This is a genomic window from Bacillus sp. ISL-77 (genome assembly GCF_018613105.1).
The window spans coordinates 73,384-96,811 of record NZ_JAGGQY010000033.1; the positions used below are offsets into that span (position 1 = coordinate 73,384).

The following is a 23,428-nucleotide window of genomic DNA, read 5'->3' on the forward strand; positions in this document are numbered from 1 at the left end:
TAGTAGTTTTTTGTTTCCATTTCTAAAAAATGACGAACTACAAGATTCCTATATTGCAGAAAAGTAGGCTAGAAGGCTAGGAGGATTACATGTGTTTGCACGGTTAAAAAACTTGTTTGCGATTAAAGGTTATCGTTTATACGTCATTTGTATGCTGCTTGTCGGTATCGGCATTTCCATTACTCAGCCCTACTTATCCTTGTATTTTACTGAAGATTTTGGAATGACTGCAGGAGCTTTTGGCGTTTTTATGGCGATAAGTTCCTTAAGCGGAGTCGTGGTAAACTCACTTATTGCGAAACATTCCGATAGCGGTTTAGACCGAAAATGGTTGATTATTTTAGCCATGCTTTCCTCTGCGCTAGGATATGCTTCGTATTTAGTGTTTCACAACTTCTATATCCTGCTGATTGTCGTCACTCTGTTTAATGGCTTAGGAGCTGCTGCCATGCCGCAAATCTATGCCTCTGCACAGGAATCGGCGAATGAAAGCAACTCCGATGACAAGACGTTTGCGATGTCTACATTGCGTTCTCTTGTATCACTTGGTTTCCTAATTGGACCATTAGGTGGTACTTTCATTTTGGGTGCACTCGGCTATAAGGGGCTTTTTTTAGGGACATCCGCCATCTATCTTATCATTGCATCTCTTGTAATCCTGTTTCTACGAAAAAGAAAAACAGTTCAAAATGGTAAGAATAGAACCAGTGCTGTCTCCCCATCTGTAAAAAACAAGCAGATCATTCAGCCACTTATCGCCTTTATCTTTCTATTTGCGGTCAATGCCATTAACGGTATCAATACGCCACTTTTTATTGTGAATGAGCTTCATGGGACGCATACGGAAGTCGGATTGGTGGTTAGTATTTCAGCTGGTTTTGAAATTCCAATTATGATTGTTCTCGGTGCCCTGAGCAAAAAAATATCGAATCATTCCCTGATGATAATCGGGTGCTTTGTTTCGGTTATCTATTATATTATCTTAAGTGTATCGACTGCTTCCTGGCAGTTGGTCGTAGCGCAGCTTCTGCAGGCAACATCAGTTGCGATACTTATGGGTAATGGATTGAGCTATTTCACGAATTTGCTGCCTCATTCACCGGGACTATCAACAACCATTTATTCCAATGGCTCGACCATTGGAAGACTAATAGGGAATCTGGGCGGAGGTGTCATTGCCCAGTTTGCAGGGTATCGAAATGTATACTTTGTTTGTCTGTTTTTTGTGATTTTCTCGTTCTTTATGTTATTGAAGACAAGAACCCATAAGGAAAAGGGAGTCCCTATAGAACACATTCCATCCGCATAGTCCTGTACGATGTAGTATTTTCTTATTCCTATTAACGAAACATTAAATATATTGATTGGTTCACTTAATAAATAATATTAATTAACACAAATTTTTTGTTCTCTCAAGTCAAAGAATTTGTTTTTTATATTGAATTTATTAAGGGATACTTCTAGATACTTTTTGGGACTTTCTAAAATAAAAGAAAACGGCATCGCAAATGCTGCCGTTTTCTTTTTTATGAAAATTACTTTTTTATAAACCAGTTGCCTTTCAAAGGTGGCTTTTTTTGATTACCGGTGCAAGTTTGTTATAAAAGGAATATTAAAAAAATTATTGAAATTGTCATATAATCTAAAAAAAAGGGGCGTGTAAATGAAATTAGGACTAAAACGCCACGAAGTAAGTTGAGAACCACATAACGTTAAGTAGCAAAAAAGAAAAGGGTAGGGGAAATACTAAAAAGGTATGGTACCATATGGGATACTTTCTTTTCGCTAGTTTTTTATTTAAGTAAATTGTATAACTAATTTTATATTGTAAATCACACGAAATGAACTGTTGCTTGTAATGGGAGAACTTTGATTTTGCCATTTTAAGAAGAGAAGTGTGTTTAACGTGCTTGTCGTTGTACAAACAATTAGAGTTAGAATTATTTTAATGCTTTAGCGTAATAATAATTACGTAAAATATAAATTTGACGTAATTAACTCGATTAAGTAAAATATAGAAGTGAGGTGATTTTATGGTAAATCAGGATAAACTAACAAATTATAAAAAATTGCAAACCATACTTAACGAATTACCGTGGTATGTTGATGAATACATAAACCACAAACTCAGAAAACTTTCGACGGCTTCCTTATATAATTACTGTCATGATTATAAAATCTTCTTCAACTGGATGATCAGCGAGCAATTAGTGTCTGGCAATGTCAAAGATATTCCTTTGGAACGTCTGGAGCAAATGACAGTTTTAGAGGTTGAAAGTTTTTTAAACTATCTCCATTATCAATTAAATAATAAAGAACTCACCGTAAATCGGAAATTATCTGCATTAAAATCACTATTTAATTACATGCAAAACATTGCTGAAACACCAGATTTAAAACCATACATTAATCGTAATGTCATGGCGAAAATTGAATTTAATGAAGTAAAAGACAGCATGGAAACAAAAGCAAATAAAATGGAAGGTAAAATTCTTCTTGGCGATGAATATGAGAAGTTTCGCCTCTTTGTTGCTAATGATTATGGCGAAATGAACAAAGATAACAAAAAAATCTCTAACTTTTATCAATTAAATAAAGAACGTGATACGGCGATTGTGTCATTAATCCTTGGTTCTGGACTTCGCCTTTCGGAGTTAGTTGGAATTGAATTAGACGATATCGATTTTAGTAAGTATTGTGTACGAGTCATTCGAAAAGGTAATAAAGAACAATTTGTCTTCTTTAGTCAGGTTGCAATGGCTGATCTGGAAGAATATCTGTCGATTAGATCTGCTAAGTACCAGGTTGATAAGACCAATAAGGCGTTGTTTATTTCTGCACCCATTGGACCAAAAGGAAAATCACGAAGATTAACGGGAAGATCTGTTGAAAAATTAATTGAAAAATATGCCACCGCATTTGGTAAACCATCATTATCCGTACATAAGCTGCGGCATTCGTTTGCGACCAGATACCATGCTGAAATCAATGATGTACCAAAATTAAGACGTCAATTAGGTCATTCATCGATCCAAACCACAATGATTTACACACATATTAAGAATGATGATCTTAAAATTGCTGTTGATAAAATGGATATGCCAAAAGAACAACTGGATTAATAATGACTGTCTGTAAAAAAGGCAGTTGATTTTTTTATTTTATCAGTTTACATAATATTATTATGTAATAAATAAATGAAATAATCTCAATTCCAAAGTATACTTAAGAAAATGAGACGGAATAAATTTTTTAATATTTTTCACTTTGCAAAATTAAAAATGCGTTCAGAAAGCTCATATGCTCTCCAAACGCATTTTTTTATCCCACATTTTTCATTGAATTGCTTCCAGTAAACTGACTATTATACAAATCTGCATAAAAGCCGCCTTTTTCAAGTAATTCGACGTGATTTCCTTTTTCAATCACACTGCCATTATTCATCACAAGGATTAAATCTGCATCACGAATCGTCGACAATCTGTGTGCTATAACAAAGCTTGTGCGCCCTTTCATTAAATGGTTCATCGCCTTTTGAATTTGTACCTCTGTCCGGGTATCTACACTACTTGTTGCTTCATCAAGTATTAGAATCGCTGGATTCGCGAGTATCGCTCTGGCAATGGTTAATAGTTGCTTTTGGCCTTGAGAAATATTGGATGCTTCCTCGTTCAATATCGTATCATAACCGTCTGGAAGAGTTCGGATAAAATGGTCCGCATTGGCTGCTCGCGCCGCTGCCATCACTTCCTCTTTTGTTGCCCCTTCCCTTCCGTATGCAATATTATCAAAAATAGTACTGTTAAACAGCCAGGTATCCTGAAGCACCATACCGAATAAACTCCTTAAGTGCTCCCTTTTTAAATCTCTCGTGTCAATGCCATCAATCAAAATTCGACCGGAATTAATCTCGTAGAAACGCATTAACAAATTAATAAGTGTTGTCTTCCCTGCCCCTGTTGGTCCGACGATCGCAACCGTCTGGCCAGATTTCACATCAATTTGCATATCTTCGATTAAGATTTCATTTTCCTCGTAGCCAAAAGTAACATGTTCAAATGTTACTTCACCCCTCGGAGTAGAAATCACTTTTGTAGCAACCGCTTCTGGGACCTCTTCAGCTTCATCCAATATTTCAAACACACGTTCCGCACTTGCGATAGTTGATTGAATCACGTTGGCAATCGATGCTGTTTGTGCAATTGGTTGGGAAAATTGCCGCGCATATTGGATAAAGGCTTGAATATCACCAATTTCAATCGCTTTTTTAGTGACTAAGATTCCACCAACGACGGATACAAGGACATAGCCAATATTATTGATAAATGACATAAGCGGCATAATCATTCCAGAAACAAACTGTGCCTTCCAGGCTGATTGGTAGAGTGTTTCATTAATTCCTTCAAATTTGTCAATCGATTTCTGCTCATGGCCAAATACTTTGACTACCTTATGACCTGTATACATTTCTTCTACATGACCATTTAGCTCGCCTAGTGATTTTTGCTGGCCTTTAAAATACAGTTGTGATTTTTTGGCGATTTTTGCAATCGCTACACCGCTTAGCGGCAGTGTCACAATCACGATCAATGTCATCAAAGGACTGATTGATAGCATCATGACGATTACTCCAATAATTGTAACTACTGAGGTAATCAACTGGGTTAAGCTTTGCTGTAAAGTTGTGCTGATATTATCAACATCATTGACCGCACGGCTGAGAATTTCCCCATGGGTACGTGAATCAAAGTAATTTAACGGCAGCCTGTTTAGCTTTTCTTCCACTTCTTTACGGAGATTATAAACTGTCTTTTGTGCGACACCAGCCATGATATATTGTTGTAAATAGGCAAAAATCGCACTCAATATATAAAGACCTATTAGTAAAATAATAATTTGACCGATATACTCAAAATCGATTTTAGCCCCAGGAACTCCTCTGAGTTTCATCATCAAACCTTCAAATAATTTTGTGGTTGCCTTCCCCATGATTTTAGGGCTGACAATTGCAAAAATCGTACTGATAATAGCAGTAATTAATACGGAAAGCAGCTGTATTTTATAAGGCTTCAAATAGCTGATTAATCTGTTTAGCGTTCCCTTAAAATTCTTTGCCTTTTGGACAGGCATTCCCATACCCATCGGGCCAAATCCACCGCCGGGGCCAAGACCAGGTTTGCGCGGCCCAGACTCTTGTTCTGGTTTTTGATGCTTACTCATGCGATTTCCTCCTCTGACAGCTGTGACATCACAATCTCTCGATAAACCGCACTCGACTCCATCAAATCTTTATGCGTGCCGATTCCGGTTATCTCTCCATTATCTAGGACAATAATCTGGTCTGCGTCGATAATTGTACTCACTCGTTGTGCTACGATTAATACCGTTGAATTGCCAGTTTCCCCTTTTAGTGCAGCGCGCAGCTTGGCATCTGTTTTAAAGTCCAATGCGGAAAAGCTGTCATCAAATATATAAATCTCAGGCTTCCGAACGAGGGCTCGGGCGATGGATAACCGCTGTTTCTGTCCACCAGAAACATTTGTTCCCCCTTGGGAGATTACCGCATCAAAACCTTCTGGCATGTTTGAAATGAATTCTTTCGCCTGGGCTATTTCGGCAGCATGATCGACCTCTTCTGCCGTTGCATTTTCTTTCCCATAACGAATGTTCTCTGTGATTGTCCCGGTAAATAGTACTGATTGCTGTGGGACAAACCCAATCTTTTCCCTAAGCTGTTCTTGTGCCATATCCCTTACATCCATTCCATCAACAAGAACTTTTCCACTATCGACATCATAAAAACGCGGAATCAAGTTAATAAGTGTCGACTTTCCTGAGCCTGTTCCCCCAATAATAGCTGTTATTTCACCAGGCTTCATCGAGAAAGAAATATTTGAAATTGCAGGCATTTCTGCTCCAGGATAACTGAAGGTAACATCCTGAAATTCTACGTGCCCTTTTGTGCTTTCCCCTGATAACGACGAAGATGGATCCTTAATATCGGCTACCGTCTCCAGCACTTCGTTAATTCGGACAGCAGATACCGATGCCCTTGGTATCATCACAAACATCATGGATAACATGATGAAAGAGAACATAATTTGCATAGCATATTGGATAAATGCCATCATATCACCGACCTGCATATGCCCATTGCTAATCCGAAGTCCGCCAAACCAGACAATCGCTACAGTTGAGAGGTTAAGAACAATCATCATAATTGGCATCATTGCAGCCATGATTTTATTTACCTTAATAGCTGTTTGGGTTAAATCCCAGTTGGCTTCATCAAAACGTTTCTTCTCATGCTGCACTCGATTAAATGAGCGAATAACACGAATACCAGTTAAGTTTTCTCGTAAAACGCGATTGAGATTATCCAATTTTACCTGCATTGCTTTAAATAGTGGAATACCTTTTCTTGCGATTATGACGATCGCCAGTACGAGAATTGGCAAAGCGACAGCAAGAACTAACGTTAGCTTGGCATCCTTTGAATAGGCCATAATGATACCGCCAATACACATCATCGGTGCCATCGCCATCATTCGTAACATCATTACTAATACTTGCTGGATTTGAGTAATATCGTTGGTAGTTCTTGTAATCAATGAAGCAGTTCCAAGTTTATCAAACTCGTGCAGTGAAAAGTTTCCTACGTGGGAGAAAATTTTGCTCCGCAATAGCTTTCCAAACCCTGATGCTGCTTTTGCTGAGTAGAAACTCGCAGCAATGGAACAAATCATCCCTCCTGCCGCGACGAGCAGCATGAAACCACCAATTTTCCATATGTAGTTGGTATCACCAGTCACGACACCCTTGTCAACAATATCTGCCATTAACGTTGGCAAATAAAGTTCTGACAATGACTGTAAAAGCACTAGGCCTAAAACCAAATAGATGGGTAATTGAAATGGTTTTAGAAATCTGGTTAATTTGATCAACATCTCTCAACTCCGTTTTCAATAATTCATACGAGTAACTTTATCCTATTTTTATGAACTAAATATGAACAAATATATTTATTAAGTTTATAAAAAAGATCATTTGGCTTGTTAAGCAAACATAAGTATATTCCCGACTGGAAATTCCGTCAAATTTTTACAATAAAAAAAACACAGGGAATCCTGTGTTTAACGATCATTTATTGATTTCTTTATTAACCACCGTGCCGATGAGCTTCCAATGACCTTTTTCTAACAACCAAGTAGATTTAACCAATGCAATAAGGTCCGCATTTGCGATTCCAGTAACCCTCTGCTCCCCCAGTAATCCCACTTTATTGCCCTCTAATTGAATCGGTTGGAGACTGCTAAAAGGGTTTACGGTTAATTCTGTAGGCTCATTTAATTTTCCTTTATAATAAAGACCGAGCTTTTTATAATATTTTTGACGGTCATTTAAATCAAACCGATAGGATTTTCCCGTTTTGGCAAGTTTGATTTCTGCTTTATACCCATTTAAAAAATGACTATCCATTTCAAGCGGCTCAGGCAGGGCTAAATTCGTATGGACAAAATCCTTCATAGAATAAGAGTAGTTATGGACAATCCCCTCATTTTCTCCGGTTAACACACTTGCAAATAAATCCTTCACCCCATCATGGTTTAAGTCCACTAGCAGGAGTGACGCCTTAGCACCACTTTCCAAAGGGAAGGAAAAGGTCTTTCCATTGGAGGCGGCAATTTCAATATAGATTTTCTCTAAAAATGTATCTCCTTTCTGATAAGGAACACCCTTTAAAAGGATTTCTTCCTCCTTTTCGTCTCCTGTAATATCTTCTTGCTCTTTTGTTATGGTGACCGTTTTTGTAGTTTCTTCAATTGCATAAACCCCAGTAATCGCAGTAAGTGACATGAGAAAAAACGAAGCAATCACCAGAAGCATCTCTTTTTTCATCCATGAACCCTCCCAACTCTGTTATTAGTTAGTATGTCCAGTTTTGGAAAAAAGATGAAAAAGGGACTCTCTTATTTTTAGAGAGCCCACAAAAAATTATTCATTTGGTTTTTCAAGTGCTGCTACTTTCCAAACAGTGGTTACCTTGCCGTTATCATCCTCATCAAGTATAAACGAGCCATTCGAATAACGGTCACTGAAGTGAATATCTACTGTAAGAAGTGTTTCGATATGTCCTTTTTCCGTTTGGAGATAAATAATATCCTGCTCATTAGCAATAACAAATCCGGTGATTCGGTGTGGATTTGATTTAAGCTCTCTTAAAATGACAACCCCGCGCTTGGCTCGAGTTGCTTTTTCAAACTCTTTCATTTTCATCCTCTTCACAGCTCCACGCTGCGTCGCAATAACGATCGTTTCATTACTATCTGGATTAATAATTTTACCGCCAATGACAAAATCGTCTTCTTTTAAATTAATCCCTTTAACTCCGGCAGCACGTGCACCGACAATACTGATTTCTTCTTCGTGAAACCATAAGGAGTAACCTAAGTGGGTGATTAAGAATAATTCTTTCGTACCATCTGTTATATGAACATCAGTTACTTGATCATCATCCTTAAGGTTGATGCCAACAAGCGGTTTGGAATATCGCTGTGCTTTATATTGTTTAAGCTCTGTTTTCTTGACCATGCCATTTTTCGTGACAAAGACAAGGAATAGATTTGCCTCAAAGTCTTTAACCTGAATCGCTTGGATAATCTCTTCATCACGTTCAATTGGAATAATATTCGCGACATGCTGGCCAAGGTCTTTCCAACGGATATCCGGAAGCTCATGAACAGGGCAGAATAAATAATTCCCTTTATTCGTGAAGAGGAGAAGGACATCCTTTGTATTCATTTCAAGCTGTGCTAACAAACGGTCTGAATCTTTCATCGCTAAATCCTGACCATTGGAAGCTGCATATGAACGTGGGCTCGTCCGTTTTACATACCCTTGTTTTGTGATCGTTACAATCACGTCTTCACTAGGGACGGTAACTTCAAGATTGATTTTCAATTCTTCGATTTCAGCTTCAATCTTAGAACGACGCGCATCTGCAAAACGTTTCTTCACATCTTTTAATTCTTTTTTAATGACAGAGAAAAGAGTTTTCTCACTTGCTAAAATACTAGTAAGCTCGTCAATTTTCTTCGCTAATTCTTCCGCTTCCTGCCTCAGTGCAGTGATATCGGTGTTTGTTAAGCGATAAAGCTGTAAGGAAACGATCGCTTCGGCTTGCATCTCTGTGAAACCATACTTTGCCATCAAATTATCTTTCGCATCGCGTTTATCCTTGGATGCACGGATGGTGGCAATTACTTCATCAAGGATGGATAAAGCTTTCATTAATCCTTCGACGATATGCTGACGTTCTTTCGCTTTATTAAGATCATATTGCGACCTTCTTGTAACAACTTCTTTTTGGTGTTCGATATAGGCATCCAGCATTTCTCTTAGTCCCATTAATTTTGGACGTTTTTTATAGATGGCAACCATATTAAAATTGTAGGTTACTTGAAGATCACTATTTTTGTATAAATAGTTCAAGACACCTTCTGCATCGGCATCTTTTTTTAAATCAATGACTATTCTTAAGCCAGTTCGGTCCGTTTCATCACGGATTTCTGAAATTCCTTCTACTTTTCGATCGAGACGGAATTCATCCATTTTTTTAACAAGATTGGCCTTATTGACTTCATATGGTATTTCGGTAATGACGATTTGCTGCTTACCGCCACGGACCTCTTCTATTTCTGCTTTACTCCGTACGATAATTTTCCCTTTACCAGTTTCATAGGCTTTTCTAATCCCATCAATCCCTTGAATGATACCGCCTGTAGGGAAATCTGGCCCTTTGATGATGGTCATCAATTCGTCTACAGATACATCCGGTTGATCCATTCTCTTGATTACCCCGTCAATGATTTCTCCAAGGTGATGCGGGGGAATATCCGTAGCGTAACCTGCTGAAATTCCTGTCGAACCATTGACAAGAAGGTTCGGGAACATCGCTGGCAAGACCGTTGGTTCTTTCGATGTATCATCAAAGTTTGGAATAAATTCAACAGTATTTTTTTCGATGTCACGCATTAATTCAGCAGCAATCGCTGAAAGCCTTGCTTCAGTATAACGCATAGCTGCCGGCGGATCACCATCAACGCTACCGTTGTTTCCGTGCATTTGCACGAGAACGTTTCTAACCTTCCAGTCCTGACTCATCCGCACCATTGCCTCATAAACAGAGGTATCACCGTGAGGGTGGTAGTTACCGATGACATTACCAACGGTTTTTGCTGATTTTCGAAAGCCTTTATCGTACGTATTTCCTTCCACATGCATCGCAAAAAGAATTCTTCGCTGTACAGGCTTTAGGCCGTCTCGTGCATCCGGAAGGGCACGTTCTTGAATGATGTACTTACTATATCTGCCAAAACGATCACCAATTACATCTTCTAGAGGCAAGTCACGGAATTTTTCATTTGTACTCATCCTTCAGAACCCTCCTCGGAGACCGTAATATTTTCATTTTCTAAAATGGTGTCATCTTCTTCTAAACCAAATGCTACATTACTTTCGATCCACTTACGGCGCGGTTCAACCTTGTCGCCCATAAGGGTTGTAACGCGGCGTTCTGCTCGTGCAACATCATCTATTTTTACACGAATCAATGTCCGTGTTTCTGGATCCATTGTTGTATCCCATAGTTGGTCGGCATTCATTTCGCCAAGTCCTTTATATCGTTGAATAATATAGCCTCTGCCAACTTTTTTCAGGGCACCCTGGAGCTCATCATCACTCCAAGCATATTCGATAATCTCCTTTTTGCCTGTCCCTTTACTCACTTTATAAAGCGGCGGGAGGGCAATAAACACTTTGCCTGCTTCTAGCAGCGGCTTCATATATCGATAAAAGAAGGTAAGTAATAAGACCTGAATGTGTGCTCCATCGGTATCAGCATCCGTCATAATGACAATTTTGTCATAGTTGATATCTTCTACATTAAAATCCGTACCGACCCCACCGCCAATTGCATGGATGATCGTATTGATTTCTTCATTTTTAAAAATGTCAGAGAGTTTTGCTTTTTCCGTATTGATTACTTTACCTCTAAGTGGAAGTACGGCTTGAAATCGGCGGTCACGCCCTTGTTTTGCGGAACCTCCCGCAGAATCACCCTCCACCAGGTATAGTTCATTTCTTTGCGGATTACGTGATTGGGCAGGTGTTAGTTTACCAGACAAAACGGCATCCGACCGTTTCCGTTTTTTACCGCTCCTTGCATCCTCACGCGCTTTTCTAGCAGCTTCTCGTGCTTGATAGGCTTTAATCGATTTTTTGATAAGAAGGGAGCTAATATCAGGGTTCTCTTCAAGAAAATAGGAGAGATGTTCAGAAACAACAGCATCGACTGCTGACCTAGCCTCACTAGTTCCTAATTTCCCCTTTGTTTGTCCTTCGAACTGAAGTAGTTCTTCCGGGATTCGAACGGAGATTATTGCCGATAAACCTTCGCGGATATCTGCACCATCAAGGTTTTTGTCTTTATCTTTTAAGAATGAAACCTTGCGGGCATAATCGTTAAATACCCTTGTCATTGCTGTTTTTGCCCCTGCTTCATGGGTACCGCCATCTCTTGTGCGGACATTATTTACAAAGGAGAGGACATTTTCGGAATAGCCATCATTAAATTGAAACGCAAAATCCACTTCTATTCCATGCTGAGATCCTTCTAAGCTGATAACCGGATGAAGGACATCCTTTTCTTCGTTTAAATAAGCAACGAAGGCTTCAATTCCATTCTCATAATGAAAGACTTCATGGAAATCATTACGATCATCGATAATATCGATTTTCAATCCTTTTAGCAAGAAGGCTGACTCTCGTAACCTCTCACATAATGTTTCGAAATTGTAAGTAGTCGTCGAAAAAATGGTCGAATCTGGCTTAAAATGAATCGTTGTTCCCGTTTGATTGGTTTTGCCGATTTTTTCGAGAGTGGTTGCTGGCTTTCCGCCATTTTCAAAGCGCTGTTCATATACGAAACCGTCCCTTTTAATCGTGACAGTTAACCATTCAGATAATGCATTAACTACCGATGCACCTACACCATGCAAACCGCCGCTTGTTTTATATCCGCCTTGGCCGAACTTTCCGCCGGCATGAAGCACTGTTAAAATAACCTCTGGTGTCGGTTTCCCCATTTTGTGCATACCCGTAGGCATGCCGCGCCCTCGGTCATTAACACTAATTGAATTATCTTTGTGTATTTTTACAATGATTTGATCACCAAATCCTCCAAGTGCTTCATCGACAGAATTGTCGACAATCTCATAAACGAGGTGATGAAGACCGCGTGAATCGGTGCTGCCAATATACATTCCTGGACGCTTTCGAACCGCCTCTAGACCTTCTAGTACCTGTATGGCATCATCATTATAATCAAAAGCTTGCTGATTCCTTGCCACTAAAATACCCCTTTCATTCCCTACAAAAAGAAGTATCCTTCTAATTGCTTCATGAACTAATTGATTAGTCATCTTTTTATTATCTTTTTATATTTTAAAATAGAACCAATGTTTGCCGCTTCTTATTTTATCATAAATCTTGCGGCGTCTATGCTATATTGTAGCGATTTATTTTAATTTGGCAAATACGTAATTTGAAACAACATATTTTAGTAATAATATTATCTAGTGTTTTTTGGGGGATTGAAAGAAAAAAACTGCTAATAATTAGCAGTTTTATGGTAAACATTATGCTTTTGTTAACGCATGTTCGACTTTAATGCAGCGGTTCATAATAACCGTATAGCCCTTGTTTTTTAAAAACTCATACGCCTCATCATTTTCTAGTCCAAGCTGCGCCCAATATACTTCGGCATCGATCTCATTAAATTCTTTGGCTACATCGAACAATTGTTCTGACCTACGGAAAACATTAACAATGTCTACATGTCCTTCAATATCTTTCAGAGAGGCAACTGCCTTGACACCAAGAACCTGATCGACAGTAGGATTCACTGGAATAATGTCATAACCCGCTTTTTGCATAGCAGCAGAAACTTGATAGGATGTTCTTTCAGGATTATCACTCAAACCAACAACAGCGATTCTTTTTGCCTTTTTTAAAATTGTCCCAATTTCATTACGACTTGGATTTTCAATGCTCATATGTCTCACTCCCTTTTCTCATTATTTTACCTATATTTTCAAAAAATACATAATAAAAAGTTCTTAACAGAAAAACCCTTGGTAGAAGAGGCTGCATAAAATATTCTTTAACTGGATAAAAGTTTCGGTTTGACCGCGGCTGCTACCTTTGGAACGGTAAGGCAGAATCGAGCTCCATCACCAGTATCTTCTGCCAAGACACTTCCGTCCATGTTCTCCAATATTTTCTTGGCCATATAAAGTCCTAAACCGGTGCCATGATGTCTTGTAGTAAAATAAGGTTCGAAGATTTTCTCAAGCAGTGAGGGTTCAATTCCACCAGCATTATCGATAAATTCAGCCGATATTTCTTTATCCGTTTCATCTATTTTGATAAGTATTTTTCGATTATTTATTACGTTTTGAACAAATGCATCCCTTTAACATCTTGGTATTGATCATTTAGGTATTGCTGAAGATTTGTTGCCATTGATTTTTCACCTCTCTTATAATTTCAGGATGATTGGATATGTGAAAACCGACCAATTCACTTGTATCGTCGGCCGGTTTTTATATGTTTTATATGATTTTATCTAAATTATATTGTCTCTATACTTTGCTTTCAATGGATTAACAAAGGGTTTGAAAATTCTCCTTTTTTTCGTAATAAAATTGACTCTATTTGTACTTACTTTGGACAGAAAAGGAAAAGCGTGGTGTTTTTTCTATATTACATGGTAAAATAGAAGAACTGGATCTTTTTGTTGAAGGAGAATTTGTTAATGGTTCAAATTATTTTAGTTTTGGTTCTTGCGTATTTACTAGGTTCAATCCCCTCTGGTTTAATTATCGGAAAAGTATTTTATAAAACAGATATTCGCCAGCATGGGAGCGGAAATTTAGGCGGAACAAATACGTTTCGGACACTCGGTGTTAAAGCGGGAATGGCGGTGACACTTGCTGATATTCTGAAAGGTACATTAGCAGCATCCCTGCCCTATCTTTTTCATGTCGATGTGAATCCATTACTGGCTGGGGTATTGGCTGTTATCGGTCATACCTATCCGATTTTTGCCGGGTTTCGTGGCGGAAAAGCCGTTGCTACTTCAGGTGGTGTCGTATTGTTCTACGCACCGTATATGTTTATCACAGTCCTTGTTATCTTTTTTATCAGCTTATACCTATCAAAATATGTTTCCTTATCTTCGATGATCGCAGGAATTACAGCTGTTCTGTTTGCCATTATTACTGGTATTATTCGTGAATGGGACATCCCATTGCTCATCGTAGTATTTCTACTAGCATCATTTGTGATATACCGGCACCGAGCCAATATTAAAAGAATTATTAATAAAACGGAACCGAAAATTAAATGGTTATAATGAAAAGGAACCTATAGCGGTTCCTTTTTAATTTATTAAATAGTTTTAAAATTATAGAAATATATAATATAGTATAACTAACAGTCTAAAAAAGGGATTACATAAAAAACAAGCGCCTATTAAGGAGTAATTATGAAGCGGAATGCTATTATACCTTCAGTTTTAATTATTGTTGCATGTGTCGGATTAGCTTCTTATCTCTTAATTCAACAAAGTCAACATTCAGATGAAGACGAAAAAGTGTATCCTTCAAAAGAGCATAAGCCTCGTTCTTTACTAATGATTAATTACGAGATAACAGAAAAAGTAACACTTGGTGCCATAGGGGATATTTTGATTCACGACAAAGTTTATAAAGATGCCTTTAATGGAGCTTCCTATCATTTTGAACCTATGTTTGAAAATGTGAAACCACTATTAGAAAAGCCAGACGTTTTAACGGCCAATCAAGAAAGTATGTTGGCGGGACAAGCACTGGGTCTTTCCGGTTATCCAAGATTCAATAGCCCATACGAGCTAGCAGATGCACTCGTCCATACTGGGGTCGATATCGTATCAACAGCCAATAATCACACGTTAGATAAAGGCGAAAAAGGGATTAAGTCGGAAGCCGCTTATTTAGAAAGTATTGGCCTGCCACATGTGGGAAGCTTCATTGATGAAAAGGACCGTCAAAATTTGAGGATACTAAATAAAAATGGGATTAAGCTTGCTTTTCTCTCCTATACCTACGGAACGAACGGAATCCCCATACCAGACGGAAAAGATTTTCTCGTCAACCTGATTAATCGCGAATCGATGAAAGAAGAAATTCATCGCGCCAAAAAACAATCAGACGTAGTGGTCATGAGCATCCATTGGGGTAATGAGTACAAGCGAATGCCGACAAAAGAACAAAAAGACCTTGCAAAATTTCTTGCTAATGAAGGAGTCGACATCATCTTTGGCTCTCATCCCCATGTCCTGCAGCCAATGGAATGGATAAAAACAGCAGAAGGCAAACGAACGTTTGTTATTTATTCATTAGGGAATTTTATTTCCGCCCAACATGGTGACTATAAAGATATAGGCGGTTTAACCACCATTGATATTACAAAACATGTATCAGAAAAAGGAACCACCATTGATTTTTCTAACCCGGCTTTTTACCCAACCTATGTCGCAAGTAAAAAGAATCATAATTTCCGTGTGGTTCCATTAGAGAAAGCAGGATCATTTGGTCTTCGAAATGCTAATGCAAAATTTAAAGAAATTCAAACACATATGCAACAATGGCTCCGGTAAAGCGGGGCCTTTTTACTCATAAAAGAAAGGTAGGAGGAACAAAGCGGATGGAAGGTATTAATCGACAAGGTATCTTGTTAAGTCTGTTATTTTTAACCATGACCTATTTTTTTGCAAGAGGTTACTACACTCCTTTTTTTGTTTTTCTGATTACTTTATTATTATTAGTTGCTTTTTTTAAGGAAGAGAAACGCTTATTTGCCTGGATGGTCATATCATTTTTTCTAGGTAATCTATTGCTAGTGTATACTAGAAGAGGTTTTGTGGCGCGGAATACTTCTTTATAAACTGATTACGATAACCAATCAACGATTAGGTTTGATCGTCACCAGCATTGCTTTTGGCTTACATACGACCATGTTTGGATTTTCAATCTTAATATCAATTCTTTATATTTTTCTAGGATTAATATTTGGATTATTTACGTTATCATCTAAAAGTATCATTCCAGCTTTCATTGTTCATACCTTGATCACGATCCTATTAATAGTATCCGGATGGGGTATGATTCCCGTTTAAATTTGCCGAAATTCCTAATCTAAAAAGAAATCCGCACTCTTAGAGTGGTTACTCTTCAAGTGGACGGATTTCTTTTTGCCATATATGTTCAAACAAACCTTCTTTTTGTAAAATTTCTCTTTGTCGCTCACCTATTAAATCAAAATGAGAATAACCATCCTTCCGATGATGGATCCATTCTTTCCTTAACCCATGTTTTTGGCCCCAAACTGCTAATTTTACAAGGTCATTGCAGCCCACCTTAGTGACTGTATTTGAACCTGGAAAGCGATCATCAAGCCAATAATGGGTTAAAAACGCAATTTCTCCGTTGTCAATTTTTCTTTTCCATTCGCTTATTTGCTGTTTTTTAATTCCAAAGGCCAATCAAGACACCTCAATGTATAAATTAATTCGCCGATAAAAGTAAGAATTTTAGTCCTTTTTCTTAATTTCCTCATATTTTAAATACCATTCAGGAAATGCCTTTTTGAATGAAGTCGGTCTAAAATTATCTTTTTTAACAATAATATGGGTTGTTTTTCCTTCTGCACATATTTCATCATCGCCATTTACAATCGTATATCCATAAACAGTTTTGATGCCATTATTTAATTCTACCCATGTTTTTACAAACCCTTTATCACCATAGCGTAACGGCTTTTTGTAGGTCACTTGAACGTCATAAACAGGAGCAAAATAGCCTGACTCCTCCATGGCAAGATAATTGTATCCAATATCTTCAATTAATCCTGTTCTGCCAAGTTCAAAAAACTTTAGATAATTAGCATGGTAAATAACACCCATCATATCTGAATCAGCATAATAGAGCTGAATTTCTCTAGTCGAAATAAATAAATTTTCCACGGGTCACGACCCTTTCGTGATCATATTTTACATTTTATTGATTGCCTTTATTACATCTGCTACTTCAAGCAGCAGGGACTTTTCAAAAAGATCTTCATCTTCTGCAACATCCATTAATCTTGAGGCCTGTGCTTGAATCATTTCATCCACCATGTTTGTTGCAAAACGGCCATTCCCTTTGAAGGATTCTTCATCCATCTTTTGTTGTAACAGCACTTTTGCTTCCCCTGTTAGGTGGTATTGAAAACTATTAGCATAGACCGCCATGATTTCAAGCAGTTCCTCTGGTGAATAATCAGGAAATAAAAAGAACTTTTTAAAGCGGGAGCGAAGACCAGGATTGCTTTCTAGGAGCAAGTCCATTTCATGTGGGTAACCTGCCAAGACAACGACTAGGTTTTCATTATGCTTGGTCATTTCATCAACAAGTGTATCTATGACCTCTTTACCAAAATCACCTGTTGTCGAACTGAAAAGGGAATAGGCTTCGTCAATAAATAAGACACCACCGAGCGCTTCCCTAATTTTTTTCTTTGTTTTCCCTGCCGTTTGACCCACATATCCGGCTACAAAATCTGCCCTGCTTGCTACGATAAGATGACCTCGTTTTAAAATGCCACATTCCTTTAAAAGCTCCGCATAAATCTTAGCTACGGTTGTTTTCCCTGTACCAGGGTTTCCTGTGAAAACAGCATGAAGCTGAATAGGTACGGGCGGCAACCCTTTTTTCATCCGGTACTGCTGCATTTTTACAAATGAGATAAGTGATCTCATCTCCACCTTTAAGGCTTCTAAACCGATTAGACGGTCCAATTTTTCATAAGGAGACTCTACACTTTCCTCTTTGTCTAAAAGAAAGTCCTCTTTATTCAGTAACATATAATCTAAGATGTTATCATCATTTACTTCCTTGTCAGAGCCCTTTTTAAAAATCGCATCTAAGACAATATTGCGGACTGTTCTTGCATTTCCAAAGGAATCATCAACCCGTTCACGATCGAGACGATGATTGATTTCGATTTTTGCTTCTTCGCTAAGGAAGTAATCATTATCTGATGCCACATGTTCTGCAATGCTTATTAACTCTTCATTCGAATAATTTGGCAAATGAATGAGATTGGACTGAGGAAAACGGCTTCGTAAACCCGGATTAGCATCTAGAAATGAACGCATTTCCTCAGGATAGCCTGCCATAATGACCGCGAATTTCCCGCCATATTCATTTCCTGTCATAAGCGAAACCAGTGTATCAATCGCCGCTTGACCATAATCGTTGCCTGTTTGCCCCTCACGTTTTAGACTATAGGCCTCATCAATAAATAACACCCCGCCAATAGAGCGCTCGACAACCGTTCGGACGTTTTCTTCTGTTTGGCCGACAAATGAACCAACAAGCTGCGAACGATCCGTCTCAATTACTTCCTCACGAGGCAAGACACCTAACTCATGATAAATTTTCGCAAGTAAGCGGGCAAGTGTTGTTTTTCCCGTACCCGGATTTCCGGTTAAGATCATGTTCAAGCTCAGTTCATCCTTAATTTGAAAACCGAGCTCCTTCCGCTGTTTTTGGTACTTCAGAAACCGGTAGAAATCATTGACCCGATTTTTAACAAACTCCATCCCAATCATTTCATTCAGTTGATCCAAGGCGTTGATTCGATCAGGAAGACTCTCAGTTTCTTCTTCAATAAATTCCCTTTGCCAGGTAGCTTTAATTTCCTCTAAATTAGATAAGTGCAATTTCAAGTCATCATAATAGGTGGAAGTATGGAAAACACCTGTAATCGATTGATCGTACTCCTCAGCTGCCTTTAATAAGTTTCCTGTTTCGTCTATAGCAGAAGACAACAACTCGGAAAGAAGCTGATGTTTTTGGAATAAATCCTTATTTTCTAATGTTGAGGAAAGCTCTCTTTTCAATTCTAAAACCTGGTGAATCTCATCGGCATCCGTTAAAAAGTTTTGACACACTTCTATGTATTGTTCCGCTGTTTTCTTTTTGGCTGTTCGATTATCTGTTTCTCTCATTGCAGGAAAGGTAAGCTGCGAAAGTAACCCCTCCATCTTTTTCCAATCAGATTGAATCATATATTCTTTTGCGGCTTGATTTTCAGGGTATAGTTTAAGCGCTCTTTCAAGCCATACCGCTGCCATTTTATCCTTTTTATTTCGACCAATCCGTGACAAAGCGGCAAGTGTTAATAACTTTGATAGGATAACGGGATTGGATTCGTACGTAAGAGCGGAAATTAATGCACTTTCATTTGAAATGGACCCGTTTTCGTTCAATTCAATTTCCCATTGCTTTAATTTATCATGTATTGTAAGTTGATTTACTAGTTGTCTCAAGGTTATCACTTCTTCTTTAAAATTTCCTTTCTATCTTACCATAACAGTCGCTCCATACCTAAACAAAAAGACCTGTCCATAATGAACAGGTCTCCCACTTTTTTAGCTTTCTTGATTATGTGCCTCATCCTTAATTTCTGAACGGAAGGAGTCGATGCTTTCACGTCGGCGTTCATTCTTTGCTTCAATTTCCTGACGTTGTGTCTCACTGTCTGTTAATGCTAAAGATTCTTCAGCTGCTTCGATATTATTTTCCGTATTTTGAATCATGGCTTGAAGCTTTTCAACGTTATCGCTGCGATCATCTGGATTCGGTTTGTTATTATAGGCCATCATAATTCCTCCTATGGTGTAATTGGTACAGATATAGTTTGTTACTGAGTACGAAAAATAAACAAGGAAATTTTTTTGGTAACAAAAAAGACCCAGAGGCTTTCGCCTATTGAGTCTTATAATCTATACCTATTCACCTTTTGTTTGAATTACTTGGGCATGCTGCCCTGATGTATCATTCATTTTCTTCCCCTTATTCCCATTAAACCCTCGGGGTTGTGTGCCAGTATGGCTAGGTACAAAATGTTTGCTATCTTTTTTCGGATTACCCATGTCATGATCCCTCCTTACTTTCATTTTCTCCATAAGGTTGGAAAACATAATTGGTAATCTTTTTTAGTTATTCTGCTTTACCGAGACGTTTTTCTTCCAAGCGCTGTTCGATTTTTTCAATTGCAGCACGATCTTTTAAAAGTTGTGATTTATTTTCAGATACAAGCTCTGCAAACGAGCGTTTTCTAGGTTTTCTCATTGGTATATCACCGTCCTTATTTCCTATTGTAACAGTTATTATGCCCGGAAACGGTTGCAATTATTACAACTTTTTGAAAATTATATCGTTTTTTAAATATTTATTATAAAAGAAAAAAACGCTGGAGTAATCCAACGTCTTTTGTTTATTTTAGTTTATTTGTAAAATCTTTCATATCTTCAAGTTTCATTCCACCGACATATTTATTCTGGATAATCCCTTTACTATCAATAAAATATGTAGTTGGAATGGAAAGTACTTGATAATTTTCATTTACTTTATCATCGGCATCAAGAGGGATTGGAAAAGTAATTTTATTTTCATCAACAAATCCTTGGACATCTAATTGTGGATCAATGTTAACCGCTAAAATTACGATATCCTTTTCCATTTGCTTGGAAAATTGCTCCATAGCTGGCATTTCTGCTTTACAAGGCGGACACCAAGTTGCCCAAAAGTTAAGCATAACTTTTTTTCCTTTTAAATTGGAGAGTTTCACTGTCTCACCTGTTAATGTTTTAAGTTCAAAATCAGGTGCCTTTGCTCCAATAGCGAGTCCTTCTTTACTAGCTGTTGTTTGACTTGTAGTTTCGGGAGTTTCTGTTTTTTTATCCATTGCCTGAACAATCGCTACAGTAAGTAATGTAACTAATATTACGGCAGCAATTACTTTTTTAATCATCCCCGAATCCTCCTTTACTTCATACTCTGCTACTTCGATTTTACACTATAAACTTAGGTGAAACAAAACTTGGATATGCCGAAACTGTGACAATTCACAAAGATTACATGTTTTTATAGATGTTTTTTCAATTCAGCTAAAATATTTTTCGTGACTATTTTAACGATTAGGTTAACTGCTTTCTTTTCTTTAGGATATAAAATGTCTGTGAAGCTCTTCCTGATAATTTCCTTTTATTATACCCTTTTCGGTTATTATTGCTGTAACCAAGTCATTAGGAGTGACATCAAATGCGGGGTTAAATACTTTCACACCTTCAGGGGCTGTCCTTTTTCCAAATCCTTCAGTTATTTCGGAGGCATCTCTCTCCTCGATTGGGATATCAGCACCTGTCTTAGTTTCTAAATCAATGGTAGAGATCGGTGCCGCTACGTAAAACGGAATATTATGGGCCTTCGCTAATAATGCCACACCGTATGTACCAATCTTGTTGGCGACATCACCATTTGCCGCTACGCGATCACAACCGACGATAACAGCGTCAACCCAGCCTTTTTGCATGACCATTGCTGCCATATTGTCTGTGATTAGGGTGACATCAATGCCAGCTTGCATAAGCTCCCAAGCTGTCAAACGAGCACCTTGTAAAAGCGGTCTTGTTTCATCTGCAAACACCTTTATATCCCAGCCTTTTTCTTTTGCTAAATAAAGCGGAGAAAGGGCTGTTCCATATCTTGCTGTTGCGATGCCGCCCGCATTGCAGTGTGTGAGAACTCCCATCCCATCCTTTAAAAGGTTTAATGCATTCTCCCCGATCGTACGGCAAACTTCTTCATCTTCATTGCGAATAGTATGTGCTTCATTTTCTAGTGCTTCTTTGATTTGATGGATCGGTAATTCTTTTTCTTTTAAGGCTCTGTCATTCATTCGTTTTAGTGCCCAAAATAGGTTAACTGCGGTAGGTCGTGAAGTGGCCAAATAATCGGATTGCTTTTTAAAATGAGCATAAAAATCTTCAAAGGAATTTTCAGATGCATCTTTTATACCAAGCACTAAACCATATGCTGCCGCGATTCCAATCGCTGGGGCACCGCGGACTTTTAATTGTTTTATTGCATCCCAGGCGTCTTCAATTTTAGTCGTTTCAAGAAATTCTGTTATATTTGGAATTTTGGTTTGATCAAGTATTTTAAGGACTCCGTTTTCATAAGAAACGGATTGTAAGTATGTGTTTTCCATGGAGAAACATCCCTTCTGCTTAAATAACATCTATTATATTAAATTTCAACTTCTACCTATGTAATTTTAACAATATCCATGACATATGCAATACTTTCATTTTTGTAAAATGGAATTCTTAAATATTAACTAAATTGCGCGAAAATTTGTTAAAATAAAAACAAGACTGGAGGGGGATTCTTTTGAAGATTCTTGTTTTAGGTGGAAGTCGCTTTTTAGGGAGGACATTTGTGGAAGAGGCTTTGAGGCGAAATCATGAAGTGACGATTTTTAATCGCGGAATTCAAAATCCAGGAATAAAAGACGTTGAAATCCTTACTGGGAATCGGTTTGGTAATTTGAAAGCGCTTCAAAACCGTCACTGGGATGCTGTTTTGGATACAAGCGGATTTATTCCATATACGGTCCAAAATACAACCAATTTATTGAAGGATCGCGTAAAACATTATACATTCATCTCGAGTATATCCGTTTACCAAGACTGGGTTCCAGAAAATTTAGATGAAAGCTACTCTGTTTTAGAAATGTCATTTGAGGAAGCTAATAAACTTTCAATGGATTCAGACGAGCCGGTTTATGAATATTATGGACATTTTAAAGCGTTATGTGAGCAGATTGCTGAAAAAAATTTGCCTGGACGAGTGTTAAACGTACGGGCGGGTCAGTTAATTGGGCCGAATGATTATACCGACCGTGTTCCCTATTGGATTAACAGAATCGCAAAAGGCGGCAAGGTTATGGTGCCCGGGAGCCCTCATCGACGTGTGCAGGTTATTGACAATAAAGACCTTTCGAATTGGATCCTCGATATGGAAGAGCAGGATTCCACAGGAACCTTTAATGCAACAGGGCCTGATTATTCTCTAACGATGAAAGAGTTTATCGACGCATGTATCAAAGTGACTGATTCAAATCCAGAAGTGGTTTGGGCAGATGAGAAATTCCTTTTGGATCAAAAAGTGGCCCCTTGGACAGAGATGCCTCTCTGGGTACCAGAGAATTATCCTTTATCACCTGAGACTAAAGAGCCTTGGAAAGGTGCTTTCTCCATCAACGTTGATAAAGCGATTCAGAGTGGACTTTCTTATAGAAAGCTTGAGGAAAGTATCGCTGATATTTATGAGTGGGAGAAAACTCGCCATTTGACGGAATATGAGTGGAAATCGGGGATGCGAGCGGAAAAAGAGAAAGAACTGCTTACCCTATTAGATGAAAAATAATCAGCTTG

The 23,428-nt window shown here is 38.1% G+C and carries 22 protein-coding genes; 7 read left to right on the forward strand and 15 right to left on the reverse strand.

The annotated features are described in order from the left end of the window. Positions 1-91 precede the first annotated feature (91 nt). On the forward strand, positions 92-1,309 hold the full coding sequence (locus J7E77_RS13030) for a sugar efflux transporter (protein ID WP_214714896.1): 1,218 nt from the start codon (positions 92-94) through the stop codon (positions 1,307-1,309). A gap of 724 nt (positions 1,310-2,033) precedes the next feature. Then, complete coding sequence (xerS, locus tag J7E77_RS13035; RefSeq protein ID WP_214714897.1) at positions 2,034-3,122, forward strand: tyrosine recombinase XerS; 1,089 nt, start codon at positions 2,034-2,036, stop codon at positions 3,120-3,122. 199 nt (positions 3,123-3,321) lie between these two features. On the opposite strand, the gene J7E77_RS13040 is transcribed toward xerS, so the two are convergent. From J7E77_RS13040 to J7E77_RS13070, 7 genes are all read right to left on the reverse strand, one after another. Then, a complete protein-coding gene (locus tag J7E77_RS13040; protein WP_214714898.1) occupies positions 3,322-5,220 on the reverse strand; it encodes an ABC transporter ATP-binding protein in 1,899 nt (632 codons plus the stop codon). Beyond that, the gene (locus J7E77_RS13045; protein ID WP_214714942.1) at positions 5,217-6,944 is read right to left on the reverse strand and encodes an ABC transporter ATP-binding protein; all 1,728 of its coding nucleotides are present in this window, start codon (positions 6,942-6,944) and stop codon (positions 5,217-5,219) included. Before J7E77_RS13045 ends, J7E77_RS13040 begins: the two co-directional genes overlap by 4 nt. A 196-nt stretch (positions 6,945-7,140) precedes the next feature. Continuing rightward, a complete protein-coding gene (locus J7E77_RS13050) occupies positions 7,141-7,899 on the reverse strand; it encodes a hypothetical protein (protein WP_214714899.1) in 759 nt (252 codons plus the stop codon). A 96-nt stretch (positions 7,900-7,995) separates the two neighbouring features. Next, positions 7,996-10,434 (reverse strand): DNA topoisomerase IV subunit A, encoded by a 2,439-nt coding sequence (gene parC / locus J7E77_RS13055; protein WP_214714900.1) that lies wholly within the window; start codon positions 10,432-10,434, stop codon positions 7,996-7,998. Further along, positions 10,431-12,410: a DNA topoisomerase IV subunit B gene (parE, locus tag J7E77_RS13060; RefSeq protein WP_214714901.1), complete on the reverse strand. Its 1,980-nt coding sequence runs from the start codon at positions 12,408-12,410 to the stop codon at positions 10,431-10,433. Before parE ends, parC begins: the two co-directional genes overlap by 4 nt. Before the next feature lie 288 nt (positions 12,411-12,698). Further along, positions 12,699-13,115 carry a CoA-binding protein gene (locus J7E77_RS13065; protein ID WP_214714902.1) on the reverse strand — a complete coding sequence of 139 codons (417 nt, stop codon included), beginning with the start codon at positions 13,113-13,115 and terminating at the stop codon, positions 12,699-12,701. 107 nt (positions 13,116-13,222) lie between these two features. Next, complete coding sequence (locus J7E77_RS13070; RefSeq protein WP_214714943.1) at positions 13,223-13,510, reverse strand: ATP-binding protein; 288 nt, start codon at positions 13,508-13,510, stop codon at positions 13,223-13,225. A gap of 366 nt (positions 13,511-13,876) precedes the next feature. Between J7E77_RS13070 and plsY the strand changes: the two genes are divergently transcribed. The 4 genes from plsY to J7E77_RS13090 all read left to right on the forward strand — a co-directional run bounded on the left by plsY (position 13,877) and on the right by J7E77_RS13090 (position 16,279). Beyond that, positions 13,877-14,476, forward strand: a complete 600-nt coding sequence (gene plsY / locus J7E77_RS13075; protein WP_214714903.1) for a glycerol-3-phosphate 1-O-acyltransferase PlsY — start codon at positions 13,877-13,879, stop codon at positions 14,474-14,476. A 132-nt stretch (positions 14,477-14,608) separates the two neighbouring features. Further along, positions 14,609-15,760 (forward strand): CapA family protein, encoded by a 1,152-nt coding sequence (locus tag J7E77_RS13080; protein ID WP_214714904.1) that lies wholly within the window; start codon positions 14,609-14,611, stop codon positions 15,758-15,760. A 47-nt stretch (positions 15,761-15,807) separates the two neighbouring features. After that, positions 15,808-16,047 (forward strand): hypothetical protein, encoded by a 240-nt coding sequence (locus tag J7E77_RS13085; protein WP_214714905.1) that lies wholly within the window; start codon positions 15,808-15,810, stop codon positions 16,045-16,047. Beyond that, positions 16,022-16,279: a CPBP family glutamic-type intramembrane protease gene (locus J7E77_RS13090; RefSeq protein WP_214714906.1), complete on the forward strand. Its 258-nt coding sequence runs from the start codon at positions 16,022-16,024 to the stop codon at positions 16,277-16,279. The genes J7E77_RS13085 and J7E77_RS13090 overlap by 26 nt, the downstream gene beginning before the upstream one ends. A 48-nt stretch (positions 16,280-16,327) precedes the next feature. Here the strand turns inward: J7E77_RS13090 and J7E77_RS13095 are convergent, their stop codons facing one another. The 8 genes from J7E77_RS13095 to mtnA all read right to left on the reverse strand — a co-directional run bounded on the left by J7E77_RS13095 (position 16,328) and on the right by mtnA (position 22,200). Beyond that, the gene (locus tag J7E77_RS13095; protein ID WP_214714907.1) at positions 16,328-16,645 is read right to left on the reverse strand and encodes a hypothetical protein; all 318 of its coding nucleotides are present in this window, start codon (positions 16,643-16,645) and stop codon (positions 16,328-16,330) included. Positions 16,646-16,693: 48 nt separating this feature from the next. Beyond that, positions 16,694-17,125 (reverse strand): acyl-CoA thioesterase, encoded by a 432-nt coding sequence (locus J7E77_RS13100; RefSeq protein ID WP_214714909.1) that lies wholly within the window; start codon positions 17,123-17,125, stop codon positions 16,694-16,696. A gap of 27 nt (positions 17,126-17,152) precedes the next feature. Continuing rightward, the gene (locus J7E77_RS13105) at positions 17,153-19,474 is read right to left on the reverse strand and encodes an AAA family ATPase (protein WP_251026873.1); all 2,322 of its coding nucleotides are present in this window, start codon (positions 19,472-19,474) and stop codon (positions 17,153-17,155) included. A gap of 102 nt (positions 19,475-19,576) precedes the next feature. Continuing rightward, on the reverse strand, positions 19,577-19,807 hold the full coding sequence (gene tlp / locus J7E77_RS13110) for a small acid-soluble spore protein Tlp (RefSeq protein WP_088087692.1): 231 nt from the start codon (positions 19,805-19,807) through the stop codon (positions 19,577-19,579). A 129-nt stretch (positions 19,808-19,936) separates the two neighbouring features. Continuing rightward, a complete protein-coding gene (locus J7E77_RS13115; protein ID WP_098260605.1) occupies positions 19,937-20,080 on the reverse strand; it encodes an acid-soluble spore protein N in 144 nt (47 codons plus the stop codon). A 67-nt stretch (positions 20,081-20,147) separates the two neighbouring features. Beyond that, positions 20,148-20,279: an FbpB family small basic protein gene (locus J7E77_RS13120; RefSeq protein WP_088087694.1), complete on the reverse strand. Its 132-nt coding sequence runs from the start codon at positions 20,277-20,279 to the stop codon at positions 20,148-20,150. Between the two features lie 145 nt (positions 20,280-20,424). Then, positions 20,425-20,961, reverse strand: a complete 537-nt coding sequence (locus tag J7E77_RS13125; RefSeq protein ID WP_214714914.1) for a redoxin domain-containing protein — start codon at positions 20,959-20,961, stop codon at positions 20,425-20,427. A gap of 189 nt (positions 20,962-21,150) precedes the next feature. Beyond that, positions 21,151-22,200, reverse strand: coding sequence for an S-methyl-5-thioribose-1-phosphate isomerase (mtnA, locus tag J7E77_RS13130; RefSeq protein WP_214714916.1), 1,050 nt, complete (start codon positions 22,198-22,200; stop codon positions 21,151-21,153). Positions 22,201-22,382: 182 nt separating this feature from the next. Between mtnA and J7E77_RS13135 the strand changes: the two genes are divergently transcribed. Beyond that, positions 22,383-23,420: an NAD-dependent epimerase/dehydratase family protein gene (locus J7E77_RS13135; protein WP_214714918.1), complete on the forward strand. Its 1,038-nt coding sequence runs from the start codon at positions 22,383-22,385 to the stop codon at positions 23,418-23,420. The last annotated feature ends 8 nt before the right edge of the window (positions 23,421-23,428 follow it).

Bases quoted from the DNA above. Each gene is read 5' to 3' on its own strand.
- xerS (WP_214714897.1), top strand. From the start codon at position 2,034: ATGGTAAATCAGGATAAACTAACAAATTATAAAAAATTGCAAACCATA.
- J7E77_RS13040 (WP_214714898.1), bottom strand. From the start codon at position 5,220: ATGAGTAAGCATCAAAAACCAGAACAAGAGTCTGGGCCGCGCAAACCT.
- J7E77_RS13080 (WP_214714904.1), top strand. From the start codon at position 14,609: ATGAAGCGGAATGCTATTATACCTTCAGTTTTAATTATTGTTGCATGT.
- J7E77_RS13120 (WP_088087694.1), bottom strand. From the start codon at position 20,279: ATGAGAAAACCTAGAAAACGCTCGTTTGCAGAGCTTGTATCTGAAAAT.
- J7E77_RS13050 (WP_214714899.1), bottom strand. From the start codon at position 7,899: ATGAAAAAAGAGATGCTTCTGGTGATTGCTTCGTTTTTTCTCATGTCA.
- J7E77_RS13115 (WP_098260605.1), bottom strand. From the start codon at position 20,080: ATGGGTAATCCGAAAAAAGATAGCAAACATTTTGTACCTAGCCATACT.
- J7E77_RS13065 (WP_214714902.1), bottom strand. From the start codon at position 13,115: ATGAGCATTGAAAATCCAAGTCGTAATGAAATTGGGACAATTTTAAAA.
- parC (WP_214714900.1), bottom strand. From the start codon at position 10,434: ATGAGTACAAATGAAAAATTCCGTGACTTGCCTCTAGAAGATGTAATT.
- J7E77_RS13125 (WP_214714914.1), bottom strand. From the start codon at position 20,961: ATGATTAAAAAAGTAATTGCTGCCGTAATATTAGTTACATTACTTACT.
- mtnA (WP_214714916.1), bottom strand. From the start codon at position 22,200: ATGGAAAACACATACTTACAATCCGTTTCTTATGAAAACGGAGTCCTT.
- plsY (WP_214714903.1), top strand. From the start codon at position 13,877: ATGGTTCAAATTATTTTAGTTTTGGTTCTTGCGTATTTACTAGGTTCA.
- tlp (WP_088087692.1), bottom strand. From the start codon at position 19,807: ATGGCCTATAATAACAAACCGAATCCAGATGATCGCAGCGATAACGTT.
- J7E77_RS13085 (WP_214714905.1), top strand. From the start codon at position 15,808: ATGGAAGGTATTAATCGACAAGGTATCTTGTTAAGTCTGTTATTTTTA.